We start from the raw sequence: 19967 nt of genomic DNA on the forward strand, positions 1-19967 counted from the left end.
GGGAGCCGTCCGGCTCCCGCCCCAACTCACGCCTGCAAACGACTAGTTGATGGCCTTGATCAGCTCGCCGTCCGCCGTGTCGCCGCTGAGCTCCCAGAAGAAGGTGCCGCCGAGACCGGCCTGGTTCTTGTAGTCCATCTTCCCCGCGATGGTCGCCGGGGTGTCATAGCTCCACCAGTTGGTCCCGCAGTGCGCGTACGCGGTCCCGCCGACCGTGCCGTTGGCCGGGCACTTGGTCTTGAGTTCCTTGTAGTCGTCGATGCCCGCCTCGTACTTGCCCGCGGCGGCCCCGGTGGCGGTGCCGCCGGGCTCCTTCTGCGTGACGCCGGTCCAGCCGCGGCCGTAGAAGCCGATGCCGAGCAGCAGCTTGTCGGACGGGACGCCGAGGCCCTGGAGCTTCTTGATCGTGGCGTCGGTGTTCCAATTCGCCTTGGGGGCGCCCTCGTACGTCTTGAGGGGCGAGTGCGGGGCGGTCGGGCCCTTCGCCTCCCAGGCGCCGAAGTAGTCGTACGTCATCGGGTTGTACCAGTCGACGTACTGGGCGGCGCCCGCGTAGTCGGCGGCGTCGATCTTGCCGCCGTCCTCGGCGTCGGCCGGGATCGCCGCGGTGACGAGGTTGTCGCCGCCGAACTTCGAACGCACCGCGGACATCAGGTCCTTGTACGCAGCGCGCCCGCTGGTGTCGCAGGTCAGACCGCAGGCGCCCGGGTACTCCCAGTCGATGTCGATGCCGTCGAAGACGTCGGCCCACTTGGAGTTCTCGACCAGGTCGTAGCAGGACTGGGCGAAGGCGGCCGGGTTCTTGGCGGCCTCGGTGAAGCCGCCGGACCAGGTCCAGCCGCCGAAGGACCACAGGACCTTCAGGTCCGGATGGGCCTTCTTGAGCTTGCGCAGCTGGTTGAAGTTGCCGCGCAGGTCCTGGTCCCAGGTGTCGGCGACCCCGTCGACGGACTGGTCGGCGGTGTACGCCTTGTCGGTCGCCGCGTAGGCGTCGCCCATCGTGCACTTGCCGCCCTGGACGTTGCCGAAGGCGTAGTTGATGTGCGTGAGCTTGTCCGCCGAGCCGGACGTCTCGATGTTCTTGACGTGGTAATTCCGGTCGTAGACGCCCCATTCGGTGAAGTATCCGACGACCTTGGAGCCGGCCGCGGCCTTCGTCGCGGAGTCCTTGTCCTGCCCGGCGGCGGCGCTGCCCGCGCCGGCGAGCAGGCCTGCGCCGAGCACGGCACAACACGCGGTGGCTATGAGCGCCCGGAACCGGGCGCGGGGGAGGTGCGGTCTGAGCATCGTTTCTCCTCGTGGGGGGAGAGGGCGCATGGGGGGACATGGTGCTGCTGACCTGCAAATGCCAATGCGACTGACCTGCGAATGCCAGTGCGACGTCGATGAACGTTGAATTGGCATGAACGCGGTAAAGCGCTCGGCTGGACTCTAGGAGGACTAGACCAGTGGGGTCAATGGTTCGGACCAATTCCCGTACCAGTTTCGCGCCCCTCTTGCGGCCTTCGGCTATCTTTTAAGTAAGCGGTCGTTAACTAGTGACTGGCTGCCGCCGATCGGGCATACTCAACGCGCCACAGCCGCTGGTCACAGCACCTTCCGCGACCCGGAAGCGCGCCATCGGCCGGGCCGTGAGACACGGTGGCGCCGCACTACCCCGCGGGTCCGCCGCAGTGCCGAGAGGGAGGATCGATCGCCATGCCTGAGCGAACCTTGCAGCAGCCGGTGGACCGTCAGCTGCCCACCGACGAGGCGCGGGATCTGTTCTCGCTCGTCCGTGAACTCGTCCAGCGGGAGATCACTCCCCGCGCGGCCGAGGAGGAGGACGCGGGGCGCTTCCCGCGCGAGGTCTTCGCACTCCTCTCCGAGTCCGGCCTGCTCGGGCTTCCGTACGCCTCCGAATTCGGCGGCGGCGACCAGCCGTACGAGGTCTATCTCCAGGTCCTGGAAGAGCTCGCAGCGGCCCGGCTCACCGTCGGCCTGGGCGTCAGCGTCCACTCCCTGTCCTGCCACGCCCTCGCGGGCTACGGCACCAAGGAGCAGCAGGCCGAACACCTGCCCGCGATGCTGGGCGGCGGACTGCTCGGGGCGTACTGCCTCTCCGAGCCGGCGTCAGGGTCGGATGCCGCCTCCCTGCGGACCAAGGCTGTTCGCGACGGTGACGACTGGGTGATCAGCGGGACGAAAGCGTGGATCACGCACGGCGGAGTCGCCGACTTCTACACCGTCCTCGCCCGCACCGGCGGCGAAGGCGCCCGAGGCATCTCCGCGTTCCTGGTGCCGGGCGACGCCGAAGGCCTGAACGCGGCGGTGCCCGAGAAGAAGATGGGCATGAAGGGCTCGCCCACCGCCCAGATCAACTTCGACGGGGTACGGGTCTCCGACGCCCGCCGCATCGGCGAGGAGGGTCAGGGCTTCGCGATCGCGCTCTCCGCGCTCGACGGCGGGCGGCTCGGCATCGCGGCCTGTGCGATCGGCGTGGCGCAGGCGGCACTCGACGAGGCGCTTCGATATGCCACCGAGCGGCGGCAGTTCGGGCGGCCGATCGCGGACTTCCAGGGCCTTCGGTTCATGCTCGCGGACATGGCGACGCAGATCGAGGCGGGCCGGGCGCTCTATCTCTCCGCGGCGCGGCTGCGCGACGCGGGCAGGCCGTTCTCCAAGCAGGCGGCCATGGCCAAGCTGATGTGCACGGACGCCGCGATGAAGGTCACGACGGACGCCGTGCAGGTCCTCGGCGGCTATGGCTACACCGCGGACTTCCCCGTGGAGCGCTTGATGCGCGAGGCCAAGGTGCTGCAGATCGTCGAGGGGACCAATCAGATCCAGCGGATGGTCATCGCCCGTCACCTCGCGGGTCCCGACTCGCGCTGAACTGTCCGAGCCTGACCGGCGGCGCCGCGAGCCGCACCCACTCCGGGTCGTGGCGCCCCGGCAGGGTCTTGCCCCGCTCGGCCCAGTTCCGGATGAGGGCGCGGTAGATGGGCGGATCCTGGAGGTGCGGCGGCTGCGGCTGGGGTTGGGGCTGCTGGTAGGGCTGCTGGTACGGCTGGGAATGCGGCTGCTGAGGATGCTGGGGAACCGATTCTGCGGGGGGCGGGGGAGCCGTCAGGAGGGTGCGCCTGCGGCGGCCGGTCGGCGGGTGCGCCATGGGCATCGGCGTGGGGGTGGTCATACGGGGCCAACGCGCGGCGCGGGGGACAGGTCACCGCCCTTCGGATTCGAGCGTCAGTTCGCGAAGTGCCCGTGCGGAGCCCAGGCGGCGGGCCCTGTGATGCCCTGTGTCCCCGCGAGCCGGGCGGGGCAAGGGCTCCCCGAACGCGGGCTGACACGTGTCTGGCTCCGGCGGACTCTCTGACGTACCGTCAACTCCGCGTCGGGGGCCCGGTATCCGCCCCGCGCCAGCCAACTGCCGTGCGCCCAGGGAGGTTTGCCGTGGCAGACGACCGCCCCGTCCCGCTCGACGAGTACCCGGTCCATCAGGTGCCGCTGTCCATGAAGCAGGTCGCGACGGGCGACCGCAACGCCTACGACCGCTGCATCTTCCATCTCTTCGACCACGAGGGCCGCGCGCTCCTCATCCTCGGGCTCGGCGTCTATCCGAACGTCGGTGTGATCGACGCGTACGCCACTTTGCGCAGGGGGGATACGCTCCATGCCGTACGCGCGTCGGACGCGCTCGGCGACGATCGGATGAACCTCTCCGTCGGCCCCTTGACCATCACCGTCGAGGAACCGCTGCGGCGGCTGCGCCTGAGGTGCGCCGCCGATCCCGACGACCCCGATTCCCTCTCGTACGACATCACGTGGACCGCCTCCTTCCCCGCCCTCTGGGAGCCGCACCACATCCAGCGGCGAGGCGACCGGCTCTCCCTCGAAGGACGTCGCTTCGTCCAGGCGGGCGGCTGCGCCGGGACGATCCGTGTCGGCGGCGAGGACATCCCGGTGGCGGCGGGGGAGTGGACCGCGACCCGTGACCGCAGCTGGGGAGTGCGGCCCATCCCCGGCGAGGAACGCGGGCGCCTCGAGGAGGAGTTCGGCACCGAGGGCTTCCACTGGATCTGGAGCCCGGTGCGCTTCGAGGACCGTTTCCTGATGGTCATCGCCCAGGAGGACGCGGACGGCTACCGCTCCCTCAACGACGCCACGCTCGTACGCCCCGGGGTTCGCGACCGCCAACTCGGCTGGCCCCAGGCCGACATCACCTACCGCTCCGGCACCCGGCACCCCGAGCGCGCCGTCATCCACCTCACCGACCCCGAAGACCGCAAGCCCCTGGAGCTCGGCGTCGAGGTCCTCGCCTCCCTGCCGCTCGCGGTGGGCGCCGGCTACCCGCCCGCGGACGACTGGCAGCACGGCACGTGGCAGGGGCGGGGCTGGACCGACCGCCGTGTGTACGACCTGTCGGACCCGAAGGCGCACCCCCGGGCCGCGTACGGGGTCATCGACCATGCCGCCCGCTTCACCCTCAACGGGCAGACGGGGTACGGGATTTTCGAGCACGGCAGCTTCGGCCGCCACGACCCGAGCGGCTTCACCGGCTTCGACTCGGTCGCGCCCTGAAGTCCGTCGCCCCTTGAGAGGAGCTCCGCGATGGCCACAGCACCCCGCCCCCGCACCACCACCCGCGACCCGGAGGAGCTCGCCCGCAGGCTCACGGCCTGGCTCGCCGCGCGGCTGCCCGGCGCCAAGGCCACAGGCGTGCGGGTCCCCGAGTCCAACGGCATGTCGAGCGAGACTCTGCTCTTCGACATCGAGCACCCTCAACCACCGCTGCGGGCCTGCGCGTTGCGCGTGGCGGCGGACCCGGCGGCGTACACGATCTTCCCGGTCTACGACCTGCCGCGCCAGCACCGCACGATGCGGCTCGTCGCCGAACACACCGACCTGCCCGTGCCACGCGTGCTGTGGCTGGAGGAGGACCCAGGGCCGCTCGGGGCGCCCTTCTTCGTCATGGAGCGGGTCGAGGGGCGCGTGCCGCCGGACGTCATGCCCTATACGTACGAGGGGAATTGGCTCCACTCCGCGAGCGACGCCGAACGCGCGCACCTGGAGGAAGCCTCGATCCGCCTGATCGCGCATCTCCACGACCAAGTGCCCGTCGCAGAGGCCGAGTTCCTCGCCCTGCCCGGCGAGGGCAGCCCGCTGCGGCGACACGTGGCCGCCCAACGCGCCTACTACGACTGGGTGGTCGACGGACTGCCCCGCTCGCCCCTCATCGAGAGTGCCTTCGACCGGCTCGACGAGTGGTGGCCTCAGGACGAGGGTGAGCCCGTCCTCAACTGGGGCGACGCACGCATCGGGAACGTCATCTACGACGGCTTCGACCCCGCGGCCGTACTGGACTGGGAGATGGCGGCGCTCGCACCCCGCGAGGTCGACCTCGGCTGGATGGTCTATCTGCACCGCTTCTTCCAGGACCTGACGGTGAGCTTCGGGCAGGACGGCCTGCCCGGCTTCCTGCGCCGCGACCACATCGAGGAGCGCTACGCCCAACTCGCCGGCCACACACCCCAGTCCATGAACTTCCACACGCTGTACGCGGCGCTGCGGCATGCCATCGTCATGCTGCGCGTCGCCTACCGCCAGGTGCACTTCGGCGAGGCCTCGGTCCCCGACGACCCGGACACGCTGATCCTGCACCACGCCAGCCTGGCGGCCATGGTGCAGGGCAGCTACTGGTAGGGCCTCAGGCCGCGGAGCGGCCGTCCTGCTCGGGCACGCGACGCGGGCGCGAGCTCTGGCCGCCGACGTGCGAGAAGGGCTGTGTCCGCCAGTCGAGTCCCTGAGGGAGCGTCAGGAGCAGGGCGGTGTCCTGCTCCTGAGCCTCCATCGACTCGTCGGCGGGCTCGGCGTCGGCCGCGGCACGCCCCGTGCCCGCGCACACCGTGAGCCCGAACGGGTTCCACGGCTGGGCGCACAGCGCGTGCTCGGGCAGGACGTCCTCGTCGGCCAGGAGCGCGATCGGCTGCGCGCAGTCGGGGCACGTCACCCGGTACATCTCGAAGGTGTCGTACGCGTCGAACTCGGTCTCAGCCGGTTCGACGCCCTCCGATACGAGTGCGGACGTGGATTCATCGGAGCGCTGCTGCTTGCTGCGGGCAGGGCGACCGGGGCGCTTCAAGTTCTGCATGGGATTCTCCCCCTTGGGTGGGCCGAGAAGGCGCTGCGGCCTCGACCACAGCAAGCACTTCCCGTCCCGTCGTAGAGGTAATCGTGGCATCCCTTTGGACACGGTCACAGGTATGTGGCGTTCGTCACATGCCCGGCGAAGATGCCGCCGTCGCGCCTACCGGTATCCGAAGGGATCAAGAGCCCTGTAGGTTCAGCGCATGGAGGAGCTGGACCGACAGATCGTGCAGCTGCTCGTCAAGGACGGGCGGATGAGCTACACCGACCTGGGCAAGGCCACGGGCCTGTCCACATCGGCCGTGCACCAGCGGGTGCGCCGCCTGGAGCAGCGCGGCGTCATCCGCGGCTATGCCGCGGTGGTGGACGCGGAGGCCGTCGGCCTGCCGCTCACGGCGTTCATCTCGGTGAAGCCGTTCGACCCCAGCGCACCCGACGACATCGCCGAACGCCTCGCCGGCGTCCCGGAGATCGAGGCGTGCCACAGCGTGGCGGGCGACGAGAACTACATCCTCAAGGTGCGGGTAGCGACTCCACTCGAACTGGAGCATCTCTTGAGCCGTCTGCGAGCGCTTGCCGGCGTCTCCACGCGCACGACGGTCGTGCTCTCCACTCCGTACGAGGCCCGGCCTCCGCAGGTCTGAGTCGCCCGCGGGCGACCCCAGGGAGGGGCCCGCACCTGGAGGGGCCAGACTGGTCCCATGAGCGAGAGCACCACCCCCCAGAACGGCCCCCAGGGCCACCGCACCGTGCTGCTGCGCGGTGGCGAGGTCCACAGTCCCGCCGATCCGTTCGCCACGGCCATGGTCGTCGAACGCGGGCACGTCGCCTGGGTGGGCTCCGAGGGCGCGGCCGACGCCTTCGCCGACGGTGTGGACGAGGTCGTCGACCTCGAAGGGGCGCTCGTCACCCCCGCGTTCACCGATGCGCATGTGCACACCACGTCGACCGGACTGGCCCTGACGGGACTCGATCTGACGGGTGCCCGCTCCCTCGACGACGCCCTCGCTCTCGTACGCGAACACGCCGCCGCCCGGCCGCACGACCGTGTCCTCCTCGGTCACGGCTGGGACGCGGCCCGCTGGGCGGGCGGCCGTCCGCCCACGCGCGCGGAACTCGACGAGGCGGCCGGCGGCCGTCCCCTCTACCTCTCCCGCATCGACGTCCACTCGGCCGTCGCCACCACGGCGCTGCTGGACCTCGTCCCCGGCGTCACCGGGCGCACTGGCTTCCACCCGGACGCACCGCTGACCGCCGACGCCCACCACGCGGTGCGCGCCGCCGCACTCGGCGCGCTCTCCCCGCGGCAGCGCACCGAGGCCCAGCGCGCGGCCCTGAAGCATGCCGCGTCCCTCGGTATCGGCTCCGTGCACGAGTGCGCGGGCCCCGAGATCTCCGGCGAGGACGACCTGACGGGTCTCCTTCGCCTGGCCGCCGACGAGGCCGGGCCGCGCGTCGTCGGCTACTGGGCACAGCACGGCGAGGAAGGCGTCGCCCGTGCAAAGGAACTGGGGGCGGTCGGCGCCGCGGGTGACCTCTTCGTCGACGGCTCGCTCGGCTCGCACACCGCCTGTCTGCACGAGCCGTACGCCGACTCCGCCCACAGCGGCACCGCCTATCTGGACGCCGCCGCCGTCGCCGCGCACGTCGTCGCCTGCACCGAGGCGGGGGTCCAGGCGGGCTTCCACGCCATCGGCGACGCCGCGGTGACCGCCGTCGTCGAAGGCATCCGCGCCGCCGCCGAGAAGGTCGGCCTGGCCCGCGTCCGGGCGGCGAGGCACCGCGTCGAGCACGCCGAGATGCTCACCCCGGAGACGATCGCCGCCTTCGCGGAGCTCGGCCTCACCGCATCCGTGCAGCCCGCCTTCGACGCCCTGTGGGGCGGCGACGACGGCATGTACGTCCAGCGCCTCGGCGCCGAACGGGCCCGCACCCTCAACCCCTACGCGGCCCTCCTGCGCACCGGCGTCCCGCTCGCCTTCGGCTCCGACAGCCCCGTCACCCCGCTCGACCCCTGGGGCACCGTCCGCGCCGCCGCGTTCCATCAGACCCCGGAGCACCGCGTGTCGGTGCGCGCCGCGTTCACCGCCCACACCCGGGGCGGCTGGCGGGCCATCGGCCGGGATGACGCGGGCGTCCTGGTACCGGGGGCGCCCGCCGACTACGCCGTCTGGCGCACCTCGGAACTCGTGGTCCAGGCCCCGGACGACCGGGTCGCGCGCTGGTCGACCGATCCGCGCTCCGGCACGCCAGGACTGCCCGACCTGACCCCGGGCGCCGAACTCCCCGTCTGCCTGCGCACGGTGGTCTTCGGACAGCCGGTCTTCGTACGGCCGGACGAGTGATGTCCCGGCGGTGCGTACCGCCGATCGCGGCCCGTTGTCGCGTCGCACGACCTGCGTATCCTCGGCACTGACCTGGCTGTCTTTGGAATCGGCCCAGGTCAAACGGCTATTGACAGAAAGCGGCCGTCGGCCGGTAGGTTCGGCCGGGTCCACCAAAGGACGTCCGACCGGAGAAATTCCACGCAGCCGTCGAACGCCGCTGGGCCATGGGCGGTGTGCCGCACCGGCGCACCACCACTGGGAGCCAGGTCCAGCGCCCGCGCCGCGGACGCGAGGGAACGTTCCACCGGGCCGGCAGGTGTGACCCGGGTGGGGCCCGGACGCTCAGTAGACAACGGCTCTCGGTCGACCCGCAGCCAGCGGGCCCCAGGTCGGCCCGAAGGGTGCCGGGCCCCGATCCGCAGTACTCCCCCCATCAACCGCCCGTGCCGCCGTGGCCGTGCGGGAGGCGGCCATTATGGTGGTCCTCTGCGTACGAACGAAGGGGCAGTAGTGAACGACGGCGGTGGGGTCTCCGAAACCGGTGACCAGGGGAGGCAGTTCGGCCCGCTCGGCCTGGCCTTGGTGATCATTCCGACCTACAACGAGGCGGAGAACATCCAGTCCATCGTCGGTCGTGTCCGGCTCGCCGTGCCCGAGGCGCACATCCTCGTCGCCGACGACAACAGCCCCGACGGTACCGGCAAGATCGCCGATGAGCTCGTGGCCGACGACGACCACGTCCACGTACTGCACCGCAAGGGCAAGGAAGGCCTCGGCGCGGCCTATCTCGCGGGCTTCCAGTGGGGCCTGGACAACGGCTACGGAGTCCTCGTCGAGATGGACGCCGACGGCTCCCACCAGCCCGAGGAGCTGCCCCGGCTGCTCACCGCGCTCAAGGGCGCCGACCTCGTCCTCGGCTCGCGCTGGGTGCCGGGCGGACGGATCGTCAACTGGCCCAAGTACCGCGAGATCATCTCGCGCGGCGGCAGTACGTACTCCCGGCTGATGCTCGACGTGCCGATCCGCGACGTCACCGGCGGCTTCCGCGCCTTCCGCCGCGAGACCCTCGAAGGTATCGGTCTCGACGAGGTCGCCTCGCAGGGCTACTGCTTCCAGGTCGACCTGGCGCGCCGCGCGATCAAGACCGGCTATCACGTCGTCGAGGTGCCGATCACCTTCGTCGAGCGGGAGCACGGCGACAGCAAGATGAGCCAGGACATCGTCGCCGAGGCGCTGTGGCGCGTCACGGCGTGGGGTGTGGGCGAGCGCGTGGGCCGCGTGGGCCGTGCTCTGGGCCGCAAGGACGCGGAGGGGGCGCAGGAGCCGCCGAAGGACCGCAAGAAGCTCTGAGGGACCGCCCGCCCGTGAGGGACCGCCCGCCCGCGAGCCTCTCCCATCGTGGCTCCGGCGGCCGTTTGTTGATCACTCCCTTATGCCGGTCTGAGCCTGGCCCAGGCACACTGGAGCCATGACGACTGGCGTACCGCCCACCCACCCCGCCCGGCCCCGGCGCTCCCGCGTCCTGAGGTTCCTGCCGCTCGGCATCGCCGCGTGGCTGGTTCTGGAGATCTGGCTGCTCACCGTCGTGGCGGGCGCCGCCGGCGGGCTCACGGTGTTCTTGCTGCTCGTGGCCGGTGTCGTGCTCGGTGGCATGGTCATCAAGCACGCCGGGCGCCGCGCCTTCCGCGAGCTGAGCGAGGCGGTGCAACAGCAGCAGAGCGGCCTGGCGCCGCATCCCTCCGAGCGGGGCGGCGGCAATGCCCTGACGATGCTGGGCGGCCTGCTGATCATCCTGCCGGGGCTGATCTCCGACGCCCTGGGACTGCTCCTGCTGGTGCCGCCCGTCCAGAAGGCCGTCAGCCGTACGGCGGAGAAGACTTTCGAGCGCAAGGTCCGCGAGGCCACGCGGGGCGGCCTCGGCGACGCCTTCCAGCAGGCACGCATGCACCGCCCTGACGGCAAGGTCGTCCAGGGCGAGGTCATCAGGGACGACGAGCGGCCGCCGCGCGGCTCGCACCCGGACGACCCGCAGCTGCCGCCCCGCTGAGCGGCGGCCCGCCGGAACAGGGCAGGTACAGCACGAAGGCCGGGGCCACTGCTCAGCAGTGGCCCCGGCCTTCGTGTGCGGTGTTGTTCAGTTCGCCGTCAGGCGGACTTGCGGCTGTCCCGCGGATGCACCGCGATGTTCATGGCTCCTGACCGGAGAACCGCGAGGCGCTCCTCCAGGACCTCCTCGAGTTCTTCTCGAGTACGGCGCTCCATGAGCATGTCCCAGTGCGTACGCGCAGGCTTGCCCTTCTTCTCTTCAGGTCCGTCGCCGTCTACGAGGAGTGCCTGGGCCCCGCAGACCTTGCACTCCCACTCCGGCGGGATTTCTGCCTCTACCGAGAACGGCATCTCAAAGCGATGTCCGTTCTGGCATGCGTACTCCACGGCCTGGCGCGGAGCCAAGTCGATGCCGCGGTCGGTCTCGTAGCTGGTCACCACGAGGCGCGTGCCGCGAAGAGCTCGCTCACTCATGAATTGTGCCTCCCGGGCTTGTCGCCCACAGGACAGGTGTCGCTGTCGTCGTCATCCGGTCAACGTCCGGTCGGCGGTAAAGATTCCCGTTAAGGGTCATGCGTCGCCGTCGTATGCCGCCCCTTGTTGTACCCACCAGCGCCCGGTATGTCACATCTGACAGAGGATGTCACCCTGCGTTTCTCAATCTTGAGCGCGCAGTAACGGTCCGCCTGGTAAGCCAAACGCGTACACTACCGCCCTTTGGCTTCAGTTGCTAAATCCTGTCGGGTACGGGATTTCCCGCGTCGCGGATCGCGCGCCGTACGGGTACCCGCGCGAGCAGCACGAAACCGATCACGAAGAAGGCCACCAGAGAGACGATCGCGTCCCGGTAGCTCCCCGTGAGCTGGTACGTCAGGCCGAAGATCAGCGGCCCGAGCCAGGCCATGCCGCGATCACTGATCTCGTACGCGGAGAAGTACTCGGCCTCCTTGCCCGCGGGCACCAGATGCGAGAACAGGGACCGCGAGAGCGCCTGCGAACCGCCGAGCACCAGGCCGATCCCCGCGGCGAGCACGAAGAACCACACCGGTGCGCCCGCGGGCAGGAAGAACCCGGCCCCGATCGTCACCGTCCACGCGACGAGCGAACCGAGGATGGTGCGCTTGGCGCCGTACGTCCGTGCGAGCCGCCCCATGGCGAGCGCCCCCGCCACCGCGAGCACCTGGACCAGGAGGACCGCGACGATCAGCGTGGACTGGTCGAGGCCGAGCTCTTCGGAGCCGTACACGGACGCCTGGGAGATCACGGTCTGCACGCCGTCGTTGTAGACGAGATAGGCGAGCAGGAAGGACAGGGTGTGCGGATGGCGGCGCATGTCGCGCACGGTCGACGCCAGCTGCCGCCAGCCCCGTGCCGACGCCTCCGATGGCGGCGCCTTGCGGTCACGCAGCCGCCGCAGCGGTACGAGGGTGAAAGCGCCCCACCACACGCCCGCCGACGCCAGGCAGATGCGCACGGCCGTCGACTCCGAGACACCGAAGGTGTCATGGGCCAGGAACAGGACCAGGTTCGCCACCAGGACGAGCGCGCCCGCCGCGTAGCCGAACGCCCAGCCGCGCGAGGAGACCGCGTCACGCTCCTCCGGAGGCGCGATCTGCGGCAGATAGGCGTTGTAGAGCACCATCGAGACGGCGAGCGAGGCATTGGCGACGATCAGCAGGAAGCCGCCGAGGAGATAGCGGTCGCCGTCCAGGAAGAGCATGCACGCCGTCGCCGCGGCCCCCAGATAGGCCGCCGCCGCGAGCAGTGGCTTCTTGCGGCCCGTGCGGTCGGCTGCCGCGCCCGCGAGGGGCATGACGAAGACCGACACGATCACCGACGCCGACACCGCGTACGCGAAGAAGGAACCGGCGCTGACCGGGATGCCCAGCGGGTGGACGTATCCGTCGCCGTCCGCGGCCGACTTGGCGATCTCCGTCAGATACGGGCCGAGGAACACCGTCAGGACGCTCGTCGAGTAGACCGAGCACGCCCAGTCGTAGACGTACCAGCCGCGCTGCTCCCGCCGTCGCCCGGCGGCGCTCTCGTCGGCCGGTGGCACGGCCCGCACGGTGTCGGTGCCCACCCGTGCCCCCTCGCTGGTCCCCGTGGTCCGCTGCCGCCCTGGAGGCGGTCAGGCCCAGGTTCCCCGGTCCTTCAGCACTTCGCGCAGCGTCTCGATGTGATCAGAGATGATGCCATCTACACCGAGGTCGAGAAGAGCGGCCATGCGTGCGGGGTCGTTGACCGTCCACACGTGCACCTGAAGCCCGCGCGCGTGGGCCGCGCGGACGAAGCGGTGGTCCACCACCCGGATCCCGCCGTGCGTCTCGGGCACCTGCGCGCACACCGCGGAGCGGCGCACGACGGCGGGGACGCCGTACGAGTTCAGCCGCAGGGCCGCCACGCCCCGCGTACCGAACGAGGTGGCCAGGCGCGGGCCCGCGATCCGCTGTGCCCGTGCCACACGCGCCTCGGAGAACGAGCCGACGCACACGCGGTCCCAGGCACCCGTGCGGCGCAGCAGATCCATGAGCGGGAGCAGGGCGGGCTCGGCCTTGACGTCCACGTTCCAGCGGACGTCGGGGAAGGACTCCAGGAGCTCTTCGAAGAGGGGCACCGGCTCACTGCCCGCCACGCGCGCGTGGCGCACGGCGCTCCACGGGAGGTCGGAGATCTGCCCGGCCGCGTCCGTCACCCGGTCGAGCGTCGCGTCGTGGAAGGCCACGAGGCGGCCGTCCGACGTGGCGTGCACATCCGTCTCGATGTAGCGGTACCCCAGGCCGACCGCGCGCCGGAACGCGGCGGTGGTGTTCTCCAGGCCGTCCGCCGCCCCGCCCCGGTGGGCGAAGGCGAGCGGTCCCGCGTGGTCGAGGTAGGGATGGCGTACGCGCGTGGTCACCGCTGCAGTATCGCCTGCTCCGGTTGATCGCCGGCAGCCACGACGCCTCCCTGGGATGGAGCGGGGACGGCGAAGAAACGCAGGAAGAACTGGGCCAGCGGGCCGATCGCCAGCGCGTACAGGACCGTACCGATGCCCACCGTGCCGCCGAACGCGAAGCCGGTGGCGACCACGGCGACCTCGACCAGCGTCCGCATCATCCGGATCGAGCGGCCGGTGCGCTGATGAAGGCCCGTCATCAGGCCGTCCCGGGGGCCCGGCCCGAACTTCGCTGCGATGTAGAGCCCGGTCGCCAAGCCGTTCAGGACGATCCCCGCCACGAGGAGCGGGACGCGGGCGCCGAGCCCGTGCGCTTCCGGCATCAGCGCGAGGGTGCCGTCCATCGCCAGGCCGACGACGAAGACGTTGGAGACGGTGCCCAGGCCGGGGCGCTGCCGCAGCGGGATCCACAGGAGAAGCACCGCGGCGCCGATGAAGATCGAGACGACGCCGATGGACATCCCCGTCAGCTCGGCGAGGCCCTGATGCAGCACGTTCCACGGTTCGAGGCCGAGCCCGGCCACCACCAGGAGCCCGGAGCTCGCGCCGTAGAGCGTCAGGCCGACGTACAACTGGAGGAGTCGGCGTGTGACGTGTGGCTTCGTCGTGGACAAGAGATGCCCCCCTGCTGGTGGTGTTGGCCTGACGCATGACACTCTGTGGCTCGTAAAGGGATGCCAACCATGGCCAATTCCAGGAAGGTGGACTGGGAATCATGGCTCAGTGGACTTCGGCGGTGGGCGCCACACAGCTCGCCCGGCTGCTCACCTCTCAGCAGACACGCCCCGCGGGCCCCGGCACACGCCGCCCGCCCGCCTATCGCGCCCTCGCCGACGGCATCCGCATGCTCGTCCTCGAAGGCCGCGTCCCGGTCGCCGCACGGCTGCCCGCCGAGCGCGAGCTTGCCGTGTCCCTCGTCGTCAGCCGGACCACGGTCGCGGCCGCGTACGAGGCGCTGCGCACCGAAGGCTTCCTGGAGTCCCGCAGGGGAGCGGGCAGTTGGACCGCCGTCCCGGCTGGTAACCCCCTCCCCGCCCGCGGGCTCGAACCCCTTCCGCCCGAGGCGCTCGGCTCCATGATCGACCTGGGTTGCGCGGCACTGCCCGCCCCGGAGCCCTGGCTCACCCGCGCCGTGCAGGGCGCCCTGGAGGAACTGCCTCCGTACGCGCACACGCATGGCGACTTCCCTGCCGGGCTGCCCGCGCTGCGCCAGATGCTCGCCGAGCGCTACACCGCGCGCGGCATCCCGACGATGCCCGAGCAGATCATGGTCACGACCGGGGCGATGGGTGCCATCGACGCGATCTGCCACCTGTTCGCGCCGCGCGGCGAACGCATCGCGGTCGAGTCCCCGTCGTACGCCAACATCCTCCAGCTCATGCGCGAGACGGGCGCCCGCCTGGTCCCCGTCGCCATGTCCGAGGGGCTCGAAGGCTGGGACATGGACCGCTGGCGGCAGGTGCTGCGCGACGCGGCGCCCCGGCTCGCCTACGTGGTCGCGGACTTCCACAACCCCACGGGCGCGCTCGCCGACGAGGACCAGAGGCGCAAGCTCGTCGACGCCGCGCGCTCGGCGGGAACGGTCCTCGTCGTCGACGAGACCATGATCGAGCTTCAGCTCGACGACGACCTGACGATGCCGCGCCCCGTCTGCGGCTTCGACCCCGCGGGCTCGACCGTCATCACTGTCGGCTCGGCCAGCAAGGCCTTCTGGGCGGGCATGCGCATCGGCTGGGTGCGGGCCGCGCCCGACGTGATCCGCAGCCTGATCTCGGCGCGCGCGTACGCCGACCTGGGCACCCCCGTCCTGGAGCAGCTGGCCGTGAACTGGCTTCTGAGCACCGGCGGCTGGGAGTCAGCCGTCGAGGTGCGCAGGGCCCAGGCCCGCGAGAACCGCGACGCGCTGGTCGCCGCCGTCCGCCGGGAGCTGCCCGGCTGGGAGTTCGCGGTACCGGCGGGCGGCCTCACCCTGTGGGCCCGCGCGGGCGGCCTCTCCGGCTCCCGCCTCGCCGAGGTGGGCGAGCGGGTGGGGGTCAGGGTCCCGTCAGGGCCGCGCTTCGGCGTGGACGGAGCCTTCGAGGGGTATGTGCGGCTGCCGTTCACCGTGGGAGGCGCGGTGGCCGAAGAGGCGGCGGTGCGCCTGGCCGCGGCCGCGCGTCTGGTGGAGACGGGGGCGGCTGCGGGCGTGGAGGTGCCGAGGGCCTTCGTGGCCTGAGCACCCAGGCTTACGGGAGGCGTCAGCCTTCGGCGGGCACGGGCTCCGGTTGCGGGCCCGGTTTCGTCGCCGCGGTGTCGGCATCGGCGTCGGCGACGACCTCTGTGCCCGTCTCGGCTGTGCCCGTTCCGGCGTCGGCGGGGGTGCTCCGCGCGGGCAGCAGCTCCGTCACCGCCTGCCGGTGCGCCTCGCTTGTCGCGTCGTCGTACGGATCGGGCGTCGCGGGCACCTGGAGCCGGTGCACCGGGCCCGTGCCGAGCCGGGCGTACCCGCGGCCGGGCGGGACGTCGGACGTGGGCGTCGTGCGCGGCGGCACCCCGAGGATGTCCTCGACCTGGTCGAGCGTCGTGGGGCCGAGTACCACGCGCGCGCGTGTGTGCTGGCGTACGGGGTCGCTCAGGGAGTCCAGGCTGTCGAACTGGTCGGCCACGACGACCGTGACGCCCGCCGCCCTGCCGTGCCGCAGGGGCACCTGGAGCAGCGACTGAGGGTCCTTGCGGCCGTCCGCCGCCGCGAGGTGACCGAGCACGCTGGGGCGGTCCATGAGGATCCACAGGGGGCGCTTGGTGTCCTCCGGGGCGGGGTGGCCCGCCTGCCGGGCGCGGTTGGCGGAGATCAGGCGCCGCTCCGTCTCGTGCGCCGCCCACTCCAGGCTGGCCAGGGCCCCGGCGAGCCCGCACTCGATGGCCAGTACGCCGTCACGTCCGGTCAGGCAGGCGTAGTCGCCGATGCCGCTGCCCTCGACGATCAGGACGTCGCCGTGCAGGAGGGCTTGCAGGGCGATGGAGCGCAGCAGGGTGGTGGTGCCGCTGCCGGGCTCGCCGACCACCAGGAGGTGCGGCTCGGTGGAGCGGGGGCCGGTGCGCCAGACGACGGGGGGCACGTCGCGCTGTGCGTCGCCGTCCGCAACGGGGAGGGTGCGCTGGACGCCGGTGGGGTCGGTGAAGCCGAGCACGGTCTCGCCGGGGGCCGTGACGAACCGCTGGGCGGCGATGTCGGTGGGCAGCGGGGGCAGCACGTGCACCGTGAGCTGGTTGCCCTCCTCGTCCCACTCGAAGTGGTATTCACGGCCGCGCCCCGCCTTGGCGTGCAGCAACTGCTCGATCCGCGTACGGGATTCGGCCTCGCCGTCCGTGAAGTACGCGGGGTAGCGCACCACCAGATGGGAGACACGTCCGTCGTCGTCGAACTCGTACGACGTGAGGGCCTTGTCCCACTCGCCGCCGTGTGCGAAGAGCGGCGCCGGGTCCTCGGGGACGGAGAAGTACGGCACGAGCGCTTCGTAGAGGGACTGGAGGCGCTGGGTCTGTGCCTCGTCGGGGCCCGTGGGCGCGGGCTCCGTGCGTTCCCTGCCGGTCCACGCGGCGGCCGCCATCAGGCAGATGGCGGCGAGCAGCGGACCGTACGGCATGAGGACCACGACCAGGACGACGGAGGCCACGAGGAACATCAGCGGGCCGCGCTTGTCCTTGGGGGTGTCGGCCCACTTGCGCCGCCCGGCCTTCGCCAGCCGGCGCAGTCCACGAGTGATCGTGATCAGCGGGTGGAGGACGTCGGTGGCGCTGTCGGCGGCCGACCGTGCGAACTCCCGGCTCCGGGCGATCGAGGCGGTGCCGTTGCTCAGGATGCGGGGGAGGGGGCGCCGGGCCACGTCAGTCTCCAGGTGGTGCGGACGTACGACAGGGAGGAGGAGGCGTCAGAACTTGATCCCGCCGAGGAGGCTCGCCAGGCTCGCGCTGCCGGCCTTGATGCTCGGGGCGATGGCGGTGCCCGCCATGAAGAAGCCGAAGAGCGCGCAGACCACCGCGTGGGACGCCTTGAGGCCGTCCTTGCGGAAGAACAGGAAGACGATGATGCCGAGCAGCACGACGCCCGAGATGGAAAGGATCATGACGGTTCTCCTGGTTGGTGGGGACAGTCACCATGAGTTGTTCCAGGTTCACAGCATGTATCCATACGATAAAAGGTGCAAATGGGGGAATTTTCCTGAATTTCCCTCGAATGGCGGAGGCTTCCTTGGCCGTCCGAGCGCGGGTTCGAAGGGCGTCCGGGTGCCTCCGTGATCTTTGCCGCGGGCGCGCCCCGTCATGTACCCGGACGGGCAGTACCCTGTCGATTCACTCGTACGGCTGCACTCGGCGCCGTACGACCCCTCCGAGTCACCCCGCAGTCGAAAGGCGGTCTGGTCCATGAGCGAAGCCCCCGACCCGGAAGTCGTGGAGCTGGCGACCAAGATCTTCGATCTGGCGCGCCAGGGCGACACCGCGGCCCTCGCCGCGTACGTGGACGCAGGCGTTCCGGCCAACCTCACGAACGACAGCGGCGACTCGCTCGTGATGCTCGCCGCCTACCACGGCCACGCGGACGCCGTCCGGGCCCTCCTGGAGCGGGGTGGTGACGCCAACCGTGCCAACGACCGGGGGCAGACACCGCTCGCCGGCGCCGTCTTCAAGGGTGAGGACGCCGTGATCCGGGCGCTGCTCGACGGAGGCGCGGATCCGGCCGCGGGCACGCCGTCGGCGGTGGACACCGCCCGGATGTTCGCCAAGACGGAGCTGCTGGAGCTGTTCGGGGCGGCCTGAACTGGGTACCTGACCAGCAACAACGGGGGCGCTGGAAATGTGGTCGCGGCGGGCTGAACCGCTGGGTCATCATGACGACGTGATTTACGGACGCGACGGCGGGGCAGATGTTGCCGCACCGCGCGGACCGTGAACGGCCCGCCCCCGGACCTCCCGTCCGGAACCCCAGGGGCCACCGACGAGAGGCAGAGGAAGATGGTCTACAGCAAGCAAGAGACGGCGGGCGGCCCGACGTGTTGGCGCACGGCCAGGTAATTCACGATTCCCGGTTGCGTCGACGCTTGATGTGAGGCTGTTTCCCATGTTCGATCCGGTCATAGCGCCCAGCGGTACGCTGCTCGGCCTGCTGCAGCGGGGCCGCGGCGACGGCACGCTGCACGCACTCACCGCACCCCGTTCAGAGGCGCTCGCCGCCCTCGAGACCTGCGTGCTCCAAGACCCACGCCACGACTGGCAGGTGGAGAACCGCTCCCTGTACTACGCCAGGCTCTACCTCGATCTCCGCGGCGGGATCGAGGAGATCGAGCGGCATCTCTTCGACCCCGAGGACGTCCTGAACACGGACGACTCACGCACCGGGCTCGCGCTCGCGGTCCTGGGGCACCTCGCCTCGTACGGCAGGCACGACGCCCTCGAACTGCTGCGAAGGTACGCGGCGTTCGGCACCAACTGGGCCTGGGCCCTGGACGAACTGGCGCTGCGGGACGACGACGCGGGCCTGCGCGCCCTCGCCGTGCCCGTGCTCGCCAGATTCCCCTCGGACGCGGAGGGCGAGGCCGAACTGGCCGCCGTCGTGCGCGACGCCTACGAACCACGGCCCTGGCGGCTGTGGGAGGAGGACCCCCGGGACGCCGTCGGCAAGCGCGTGCGAGCCGCACGGGAACAGGGCTCCTTCGACCGCTGGCAGCGACAGATGCGGCCATCGGGGCCGCGCCCGGGCTGGAGCGTCCAGGCCGTCTTCGACTGGGCACAGGAAGGGCTCGAACGCGGCGCCGTCCTGCACGTGCCCGCCGCCCGCTGCCTGAGCGCGGTCGCCGGGCCCGACGATCGCGCCGAGATCCTGGAAGCCGCCCGCAACGGCTCCGACGGGGCGCGCGGCACGGCCCTGCGCTACCTCGCCGACGCCCACGATCCCGATGTGTTCAACCTGATCGAGTACGCCGTGGAGAGCCCGTCACGGGCCGTCGTGGACGCCGCGACGGAGGCCTTCGAACGGATGCGCAGTGTCGCCGCCGTGGAGCGGGCCCGCCGCTGGGCCCAGCGGCCCGACGCGCTCGGCGCCGCCGCCGGACGGGTGCTCGCCTGCAGAGGCGGCGCCCAGGACAGCAAGCTCGTGCTCGCCGCCCTCCGTGAAGCCGTCCGCGGCGAAGGCCCGGACGCACAGACCCTCTGGACGCTCGTCGACGGCGCCGGACGGCTCGGCATCGCCTGCGCGGCCCCCGTCCTTCGCCACGTCTACCGCGAGACCGCCTCCTCCCACCTGCGCGGCCGCGCCGCCCGCGCGCTCGCCGCCACCGATTCCTCCTTCGCCGCCGGATTCGCCGTCGAATGCCTGTGGGACTGCGAGGAGTCCACCCGCGAGGTCGCCGCACGGCACGCCGAGACCGGCGACGCCCGCGTGGTCACCCAGCTCAGAAGGCTCGCCGCCGACCCCGCCGAGGAGGACGAGGTACAGACGGCGGTACGGAGCAGAATCGGCCCCGACGCGGCCGAGGTGTAGCCGACGCGCC

19 protein-coding genes are annotated in these 19967 nt (G+C 71.2%); 10 read left to right on the plus strand and 9 right to left on the minus strand.

What is annotated here, in order from left to right; genetic code table 11:
- Positions 1 to 42 precede the first annotated feature (42 nt).
- Positions 43 to 1287, minus strand: a complete 1245-nt coding sequence (locus ACWGI2_RS37595; RefSeq protein WP_453700330.1) for a glycoside hydrolase family 18 protein — start codon at positions 1285 to 1287, stop codon at positions 43 to 45.
- Between the two features lie 411 nt (positions 1288 to 1698).
- Between ACWGI2_RS37595 and ACWGI2_RS37600 the strand changes: the two genes are divergently transcribed.
- Positions 1699 to 2874, plus strand: coding sequence for an acyl-CoA dehydrogenase family protein (locus ACWGI2_RS37600; RefSeq protein WP_453700331.1), 1176 nt, complete (start codon positions 1699 to 1701; stop codon positions 2872 to 2874).
- Here the strand turns inward: ACWGI2_RS37600 and ACWGI2_RS37605 are convergent.
- The gene (locus tag ACWGI2_RS37605) at positions 2837 to 3175 is read right to left on the minus strand and encodes a hypothetical protein (protein WP_453700333.1); all 339 of its coding nucleotides are present in this window, start codon (positions 3173 to 3175) and stop codon (positions 2837 to 2839) included. The two genes, ACWGI2_RS37600 and ACWGI2_RS37605, sit on opposite strands and share 38 nt — an antisense overlap.
- Positions 3176 to 3435: 260 nt before the next feature.
- Between ACWGI2_RS37605 and ACWGI2_RS37610 the strand changes: the two genes are divergently transcribed.
- Both ACWGI2_RS37610 and ACWGI2_RS37615 read left to right on the plus strand, forming a co-directional pair.
- Complete coding sequence (locus ACWGI2_RS37610; RefSeq protein ID WP_453700334.1) at positions 3436 to 4563, plus strand: hypothetical protein; 1128 nt, start codon at positions 3436 to 3438, stop codon at positions 4561 to 4563.
- Between the two features lie 30 nt (positions 4564 to 4593).
- The gene (locus ACWGI2_RS37615; RefSeq protein ID WP_453700335.1) at positions 4594 to 5685 is read left to right on the plus strand and encodes a phosphotransferase family protein; all 1092 of its coding nucleotides are present in this window, start codon (positions 4594 to 4596) and stop codon (positions 5683 to 5685) included.
- A gap of 4 nt (positions 5686 to 5689) precedes the next feature.
- Here ACWGI2_RS37615 and ACWGI2_RS37620 read toward each other — a convergent pair whose 3' ends face one another.
- On the minus strand, positions 5690 to 6133 hold the full coding sequence (locus tag ACWGI2_RS37620; RefSeq protein ID WP_453399589.1) for a hypothetical protein: 444 nt from the start codon (positions 6131 to 6133) through the stop codon (positions 5690 to 5692).
- A 199-nt stretch (positions 6134 to 6332) separates the two neighbouring features.
- On the opposite strand from ACWGI2_RS37620, the gene ACWGI2_RS37625 reads away from it, so the two are divergent.
- The 4 genes from ACWGI2_RS37625 (at position 6333) to fxsA (ending at position 10503) form a co-directional block, all read left to right on the plus strand.
- A complete protein-coding gene (locus tag ACWGI2_RS37625; RefSeq protein ID WP_160503714.1) occupies positions 6333 to 6773 on the plus strand; it encodes an Lrp/AsnC family transcriptional regulator in 441 nt (146 codons plus the stop codon).
- 57 nt (positions 6774 to 6830) lie between these two features.
- A complete protein-coding gene (locus ACWGI2_RS37630; RefSeq protein ID WP_453700337.1) occupies positions 6831 to 8474 on the plus strand; it encodes an amidohydrolase in 1644 nt (547 codons plus the stop codon).
- 492 nt (positions 8475 to 8966) lie between these two features.
- Positions 8967 to 9806, plus strand: a complete 840-nt coding sequence (locus ACWGI2_RS37635; RefSeq protein ID WP_453399591.1) for a polyprenol monophosphomannose synthase — start codon at positions 8967 to 8969, stop codon at positions 9804 to 9806.
- Positions 9807 to 9924: 118 nt separating this feature from the next.
- A complete protein-coding gene (gene fxsA, locus ACWGI2_RS37640) occupies positions 9925 to 10503 on the plus strand; it encodes an FxsA family membrane protein (RefSeq protein ID WP_453399592.1) in 579 nt (192 codons plus the stop codon).
- A 98-nt stretch (positions 10504 to 10601) separates the two neighbouring features.
- Here fxsA and ACWGI2_RS37645 read toward each other — a convergent pair whose 3' ends face one another.
- The 4 genes from ACWGI2_RS37645 to yczE form a co-directional block, all read right to left on the minus strand.
- Entirely contained in the window at positions 10602 to 10976 is a 375-nt protein-coding gene (locus ACWGI2_RS37645) for an RNA polymerase-binding protein RbpA (protein WP_030360404.1), read from the minus strand.
- A gap of 256 nt (positions 10977 to 11232) precedes the next feature.
- Positions 11233 to 12585, minus strand: a complete 1353-nt coding sequence (locus ACWGI2_RS37650; protein WP_453700338.1) for an MFS transporter — start codon at positions 12583 to 12585, stop codon at positions 11233 to 11235.
- A gap of 48 nt (positions 12586 to 12633) precedes the next feature.
- Positions 12634 to 13401, minus strand: coding sequence for a glycerophosphodiester phosphodiesterase (locus tag ACWGI2_RS37655; RefSeq protein WP_453700340.1), 768 nt, complete (start codon positions 13399 to 13401; stop codon positions 12634 to 12636).
- Positions 13398 to 14054: a membrane protein YczE gene (gene yczE / locus ACWGI2_RS37660; RefSeq protein ID WP_453700341.1), complete on the minus strand. Its 657-nt coding sequence runs from the start codon at positions 14052 to 14054 to the stop codon at positions 13398 to 13400. Before yczE ends, ACWGI2_RS37655 begins: the two co-directional genes overlap by 4 nt.
- A 101-nt stretch (positions 14055 to 14155) precedes the next feature.
- On the opposite strand from yczE, the gene ACWGI2_RS37665 reads away from it, so the two are divergent.
- Positions 14156 to 15655: an SCO1417 family MocR-like transcription factor gene (locus tag ACWGI2_RS37665; RefSeq protein WP_453700343.1), complete on the plus strand. Its 1500-nt coding sequence runs from the start codon at positions 14156 to 14158 to the stop codon at positions 15653 to 15655.
- Positions 15656 to 15677: 22 nt separating this feature from the next.
- Here the strand turns inward: ACWGI2_RS37665 and ACWGI2_RS37670 are convergent, their stop codons facing one another.
- Both ACWGI2_RS37670 and ACWGI2_RS37675 read right to left on the minus strand, forming a co-directional pair.
- Positions 15678 to 17306, minus strand: a complete 1629-nt coding sequence (locus ACWGI2_RS37670; RefSeq protein WP_453700344.1) for a hypothetical protein — start codon at positions 17304 to 17306, stop codon at positions 15678 to 15680.
- 45 nt (positions 17307 to 17351) lie between these two features.
- The gene (locus ACWGI2_RS37675) at positions 17352 to 17546 is read right to left on the minus strand and encodes a hypothetical protein (RefSeq protein WP_160503705.1); all 195 of its coding nucleotides are present in this window, start codon (positions 17544 to 17546) and stop codon (positions 17352 to 17354) included.
- A gap of 298 nt (positions 17547 to 17844) precedes the next feature.
- On the opposite strand from ACWGI2_RS37675, the gene ACWGI2_RS37680 reads away from it, so the two are divergent.
- Both ACWGI2_RS37680 and ACWGI2_RS37685 read left to right on the plus strand, forming a co-directional pair.
- The gene (locus ACWGI2_RS37680) at positions 17845 to 18237 is read left to right on the plus strand and encodes an ankyrin repeat domain-containing protein (protein ID WP_160503704.1); all 393 of its coding nucleotides are present in this window, start codon (positions 17845 to 17847) and stop codon (positions 18235 to 18237) included.
- Positions 18238 to 18538: 301 nt separating this feature from the next.
- Positions 18539 to 19957 carry a HEAT repeat domain-containing protein gene (locus tag ACWGI2_RS37685; RefSeq protein WP_453700345.1) on the plus strand — a complete coding sequence of 473 codons (1419 nt, stop codon included), beginning with the start codon at positions 18539 to 18541 and terminating at the stop codon, positions 19955 to 19957.
- Positions 19958 to 19967: the final 10 nt, after the last annotated feature.

The sequence above is a fragment of the Streptomyces sp. NPDC054866 genome (assembly GCF_053610745.1).

Bases quoted from the DNA above. Each gene is read 5' to 3' on its own strand.
- ACWGI2_RS37605 (WP_453700333.1), bottom strand. From the start codon at position 3,175: ATGACCACCCCCACGCCGATGCCCATGGCGCACCCGCCGACCGGCCGC.
- ACWGI2_RS37620 (WP_453399589.1), bottom strand. From the start codon at position 6,133: ATGCAGAACTTGAAGCGCCCCGGTCGCCCTGCCCGCAGCAAGCAGCAG.
- ACWGI2_RS37595 (WP_453700330.1), bottom strand. From the start codon at position 1,287: ATGCTCAGACCGCACCTCCCCCGCGCCCGGTTCCGGGCGCTCATAGCC.
- ACWGI2_RS37680 (WP_160503704.1), top strand. From the start codon at position 17,845: ATGAGCGAAGCCCCCGACCCGGAAGTCGTGGAGCTGGCGACCAAGATC.
- ACWGI2_RS37615 (WP_453700335.1), top strand. From the start codon at position 4,594: ATGGCCACAGCACCCCGCCCCCGCACCACCACCCGCGACCCGGAGGAG.
- ACWGI2_RS37665 (WP_453700343.1), top strand. From the start codon at position 14,156: ATGGCTCAGTGGACTTCGGCGGTGGGCGCCACACAGCTCGCCCGGCTG.
- ACWGI2_RS37630 (WP_453700337.1), top strand. From the start codon at position 6,831: ATGAGCGAGAGCACCACCCCCCAGAACGGCCCCCAGGGCCACCGCACC.
- ACWGI2_RS37675 (WP_160503705.1), bottom strand. From the start codon at position 17,546: ATGATCCTTTCCATCTCGGGCGTCGTGCTGCTCGGCATCATCGTCTTC.
- fxsA (WP_453399592.1), top strand. From the start codon at position 9,925: ATGACGACTGGCGTACCGCCCACCCACCCCGCCCGGCCCCGGCGCTCC.
- ACWGI2_RS37625 (WP_160503714.1), top strand. From the start codon at position 6,333: ATGGAGGAGCTGGACCGACAGATCGTGCAGCTGCTCGTCAAGGACGGG.
- ACWGI2_RS37600 (WP_453700331.1), top strand. From the start codon at position 1,699: ATGCCTGAGCGAACCTTGCAGCAGCCGGTGGACCGTCAGCTGCCCACC.
- ACWGI2_RS37685 (WP_453700345.1), top strand. From the start codon at position 18,539: ATGTTCGATCCGGTCATAGCGCCCAGCGGTACGCTGCTCGGCCTGCTG.
- ACWGI2_RS37645 (WP_030360404.1), bottom strand. From the start codon at position 10,976: ATGAGTGAGCGAGCTCTTCGCGGCACGCGCCTCGTGGTGACCAGCTAC.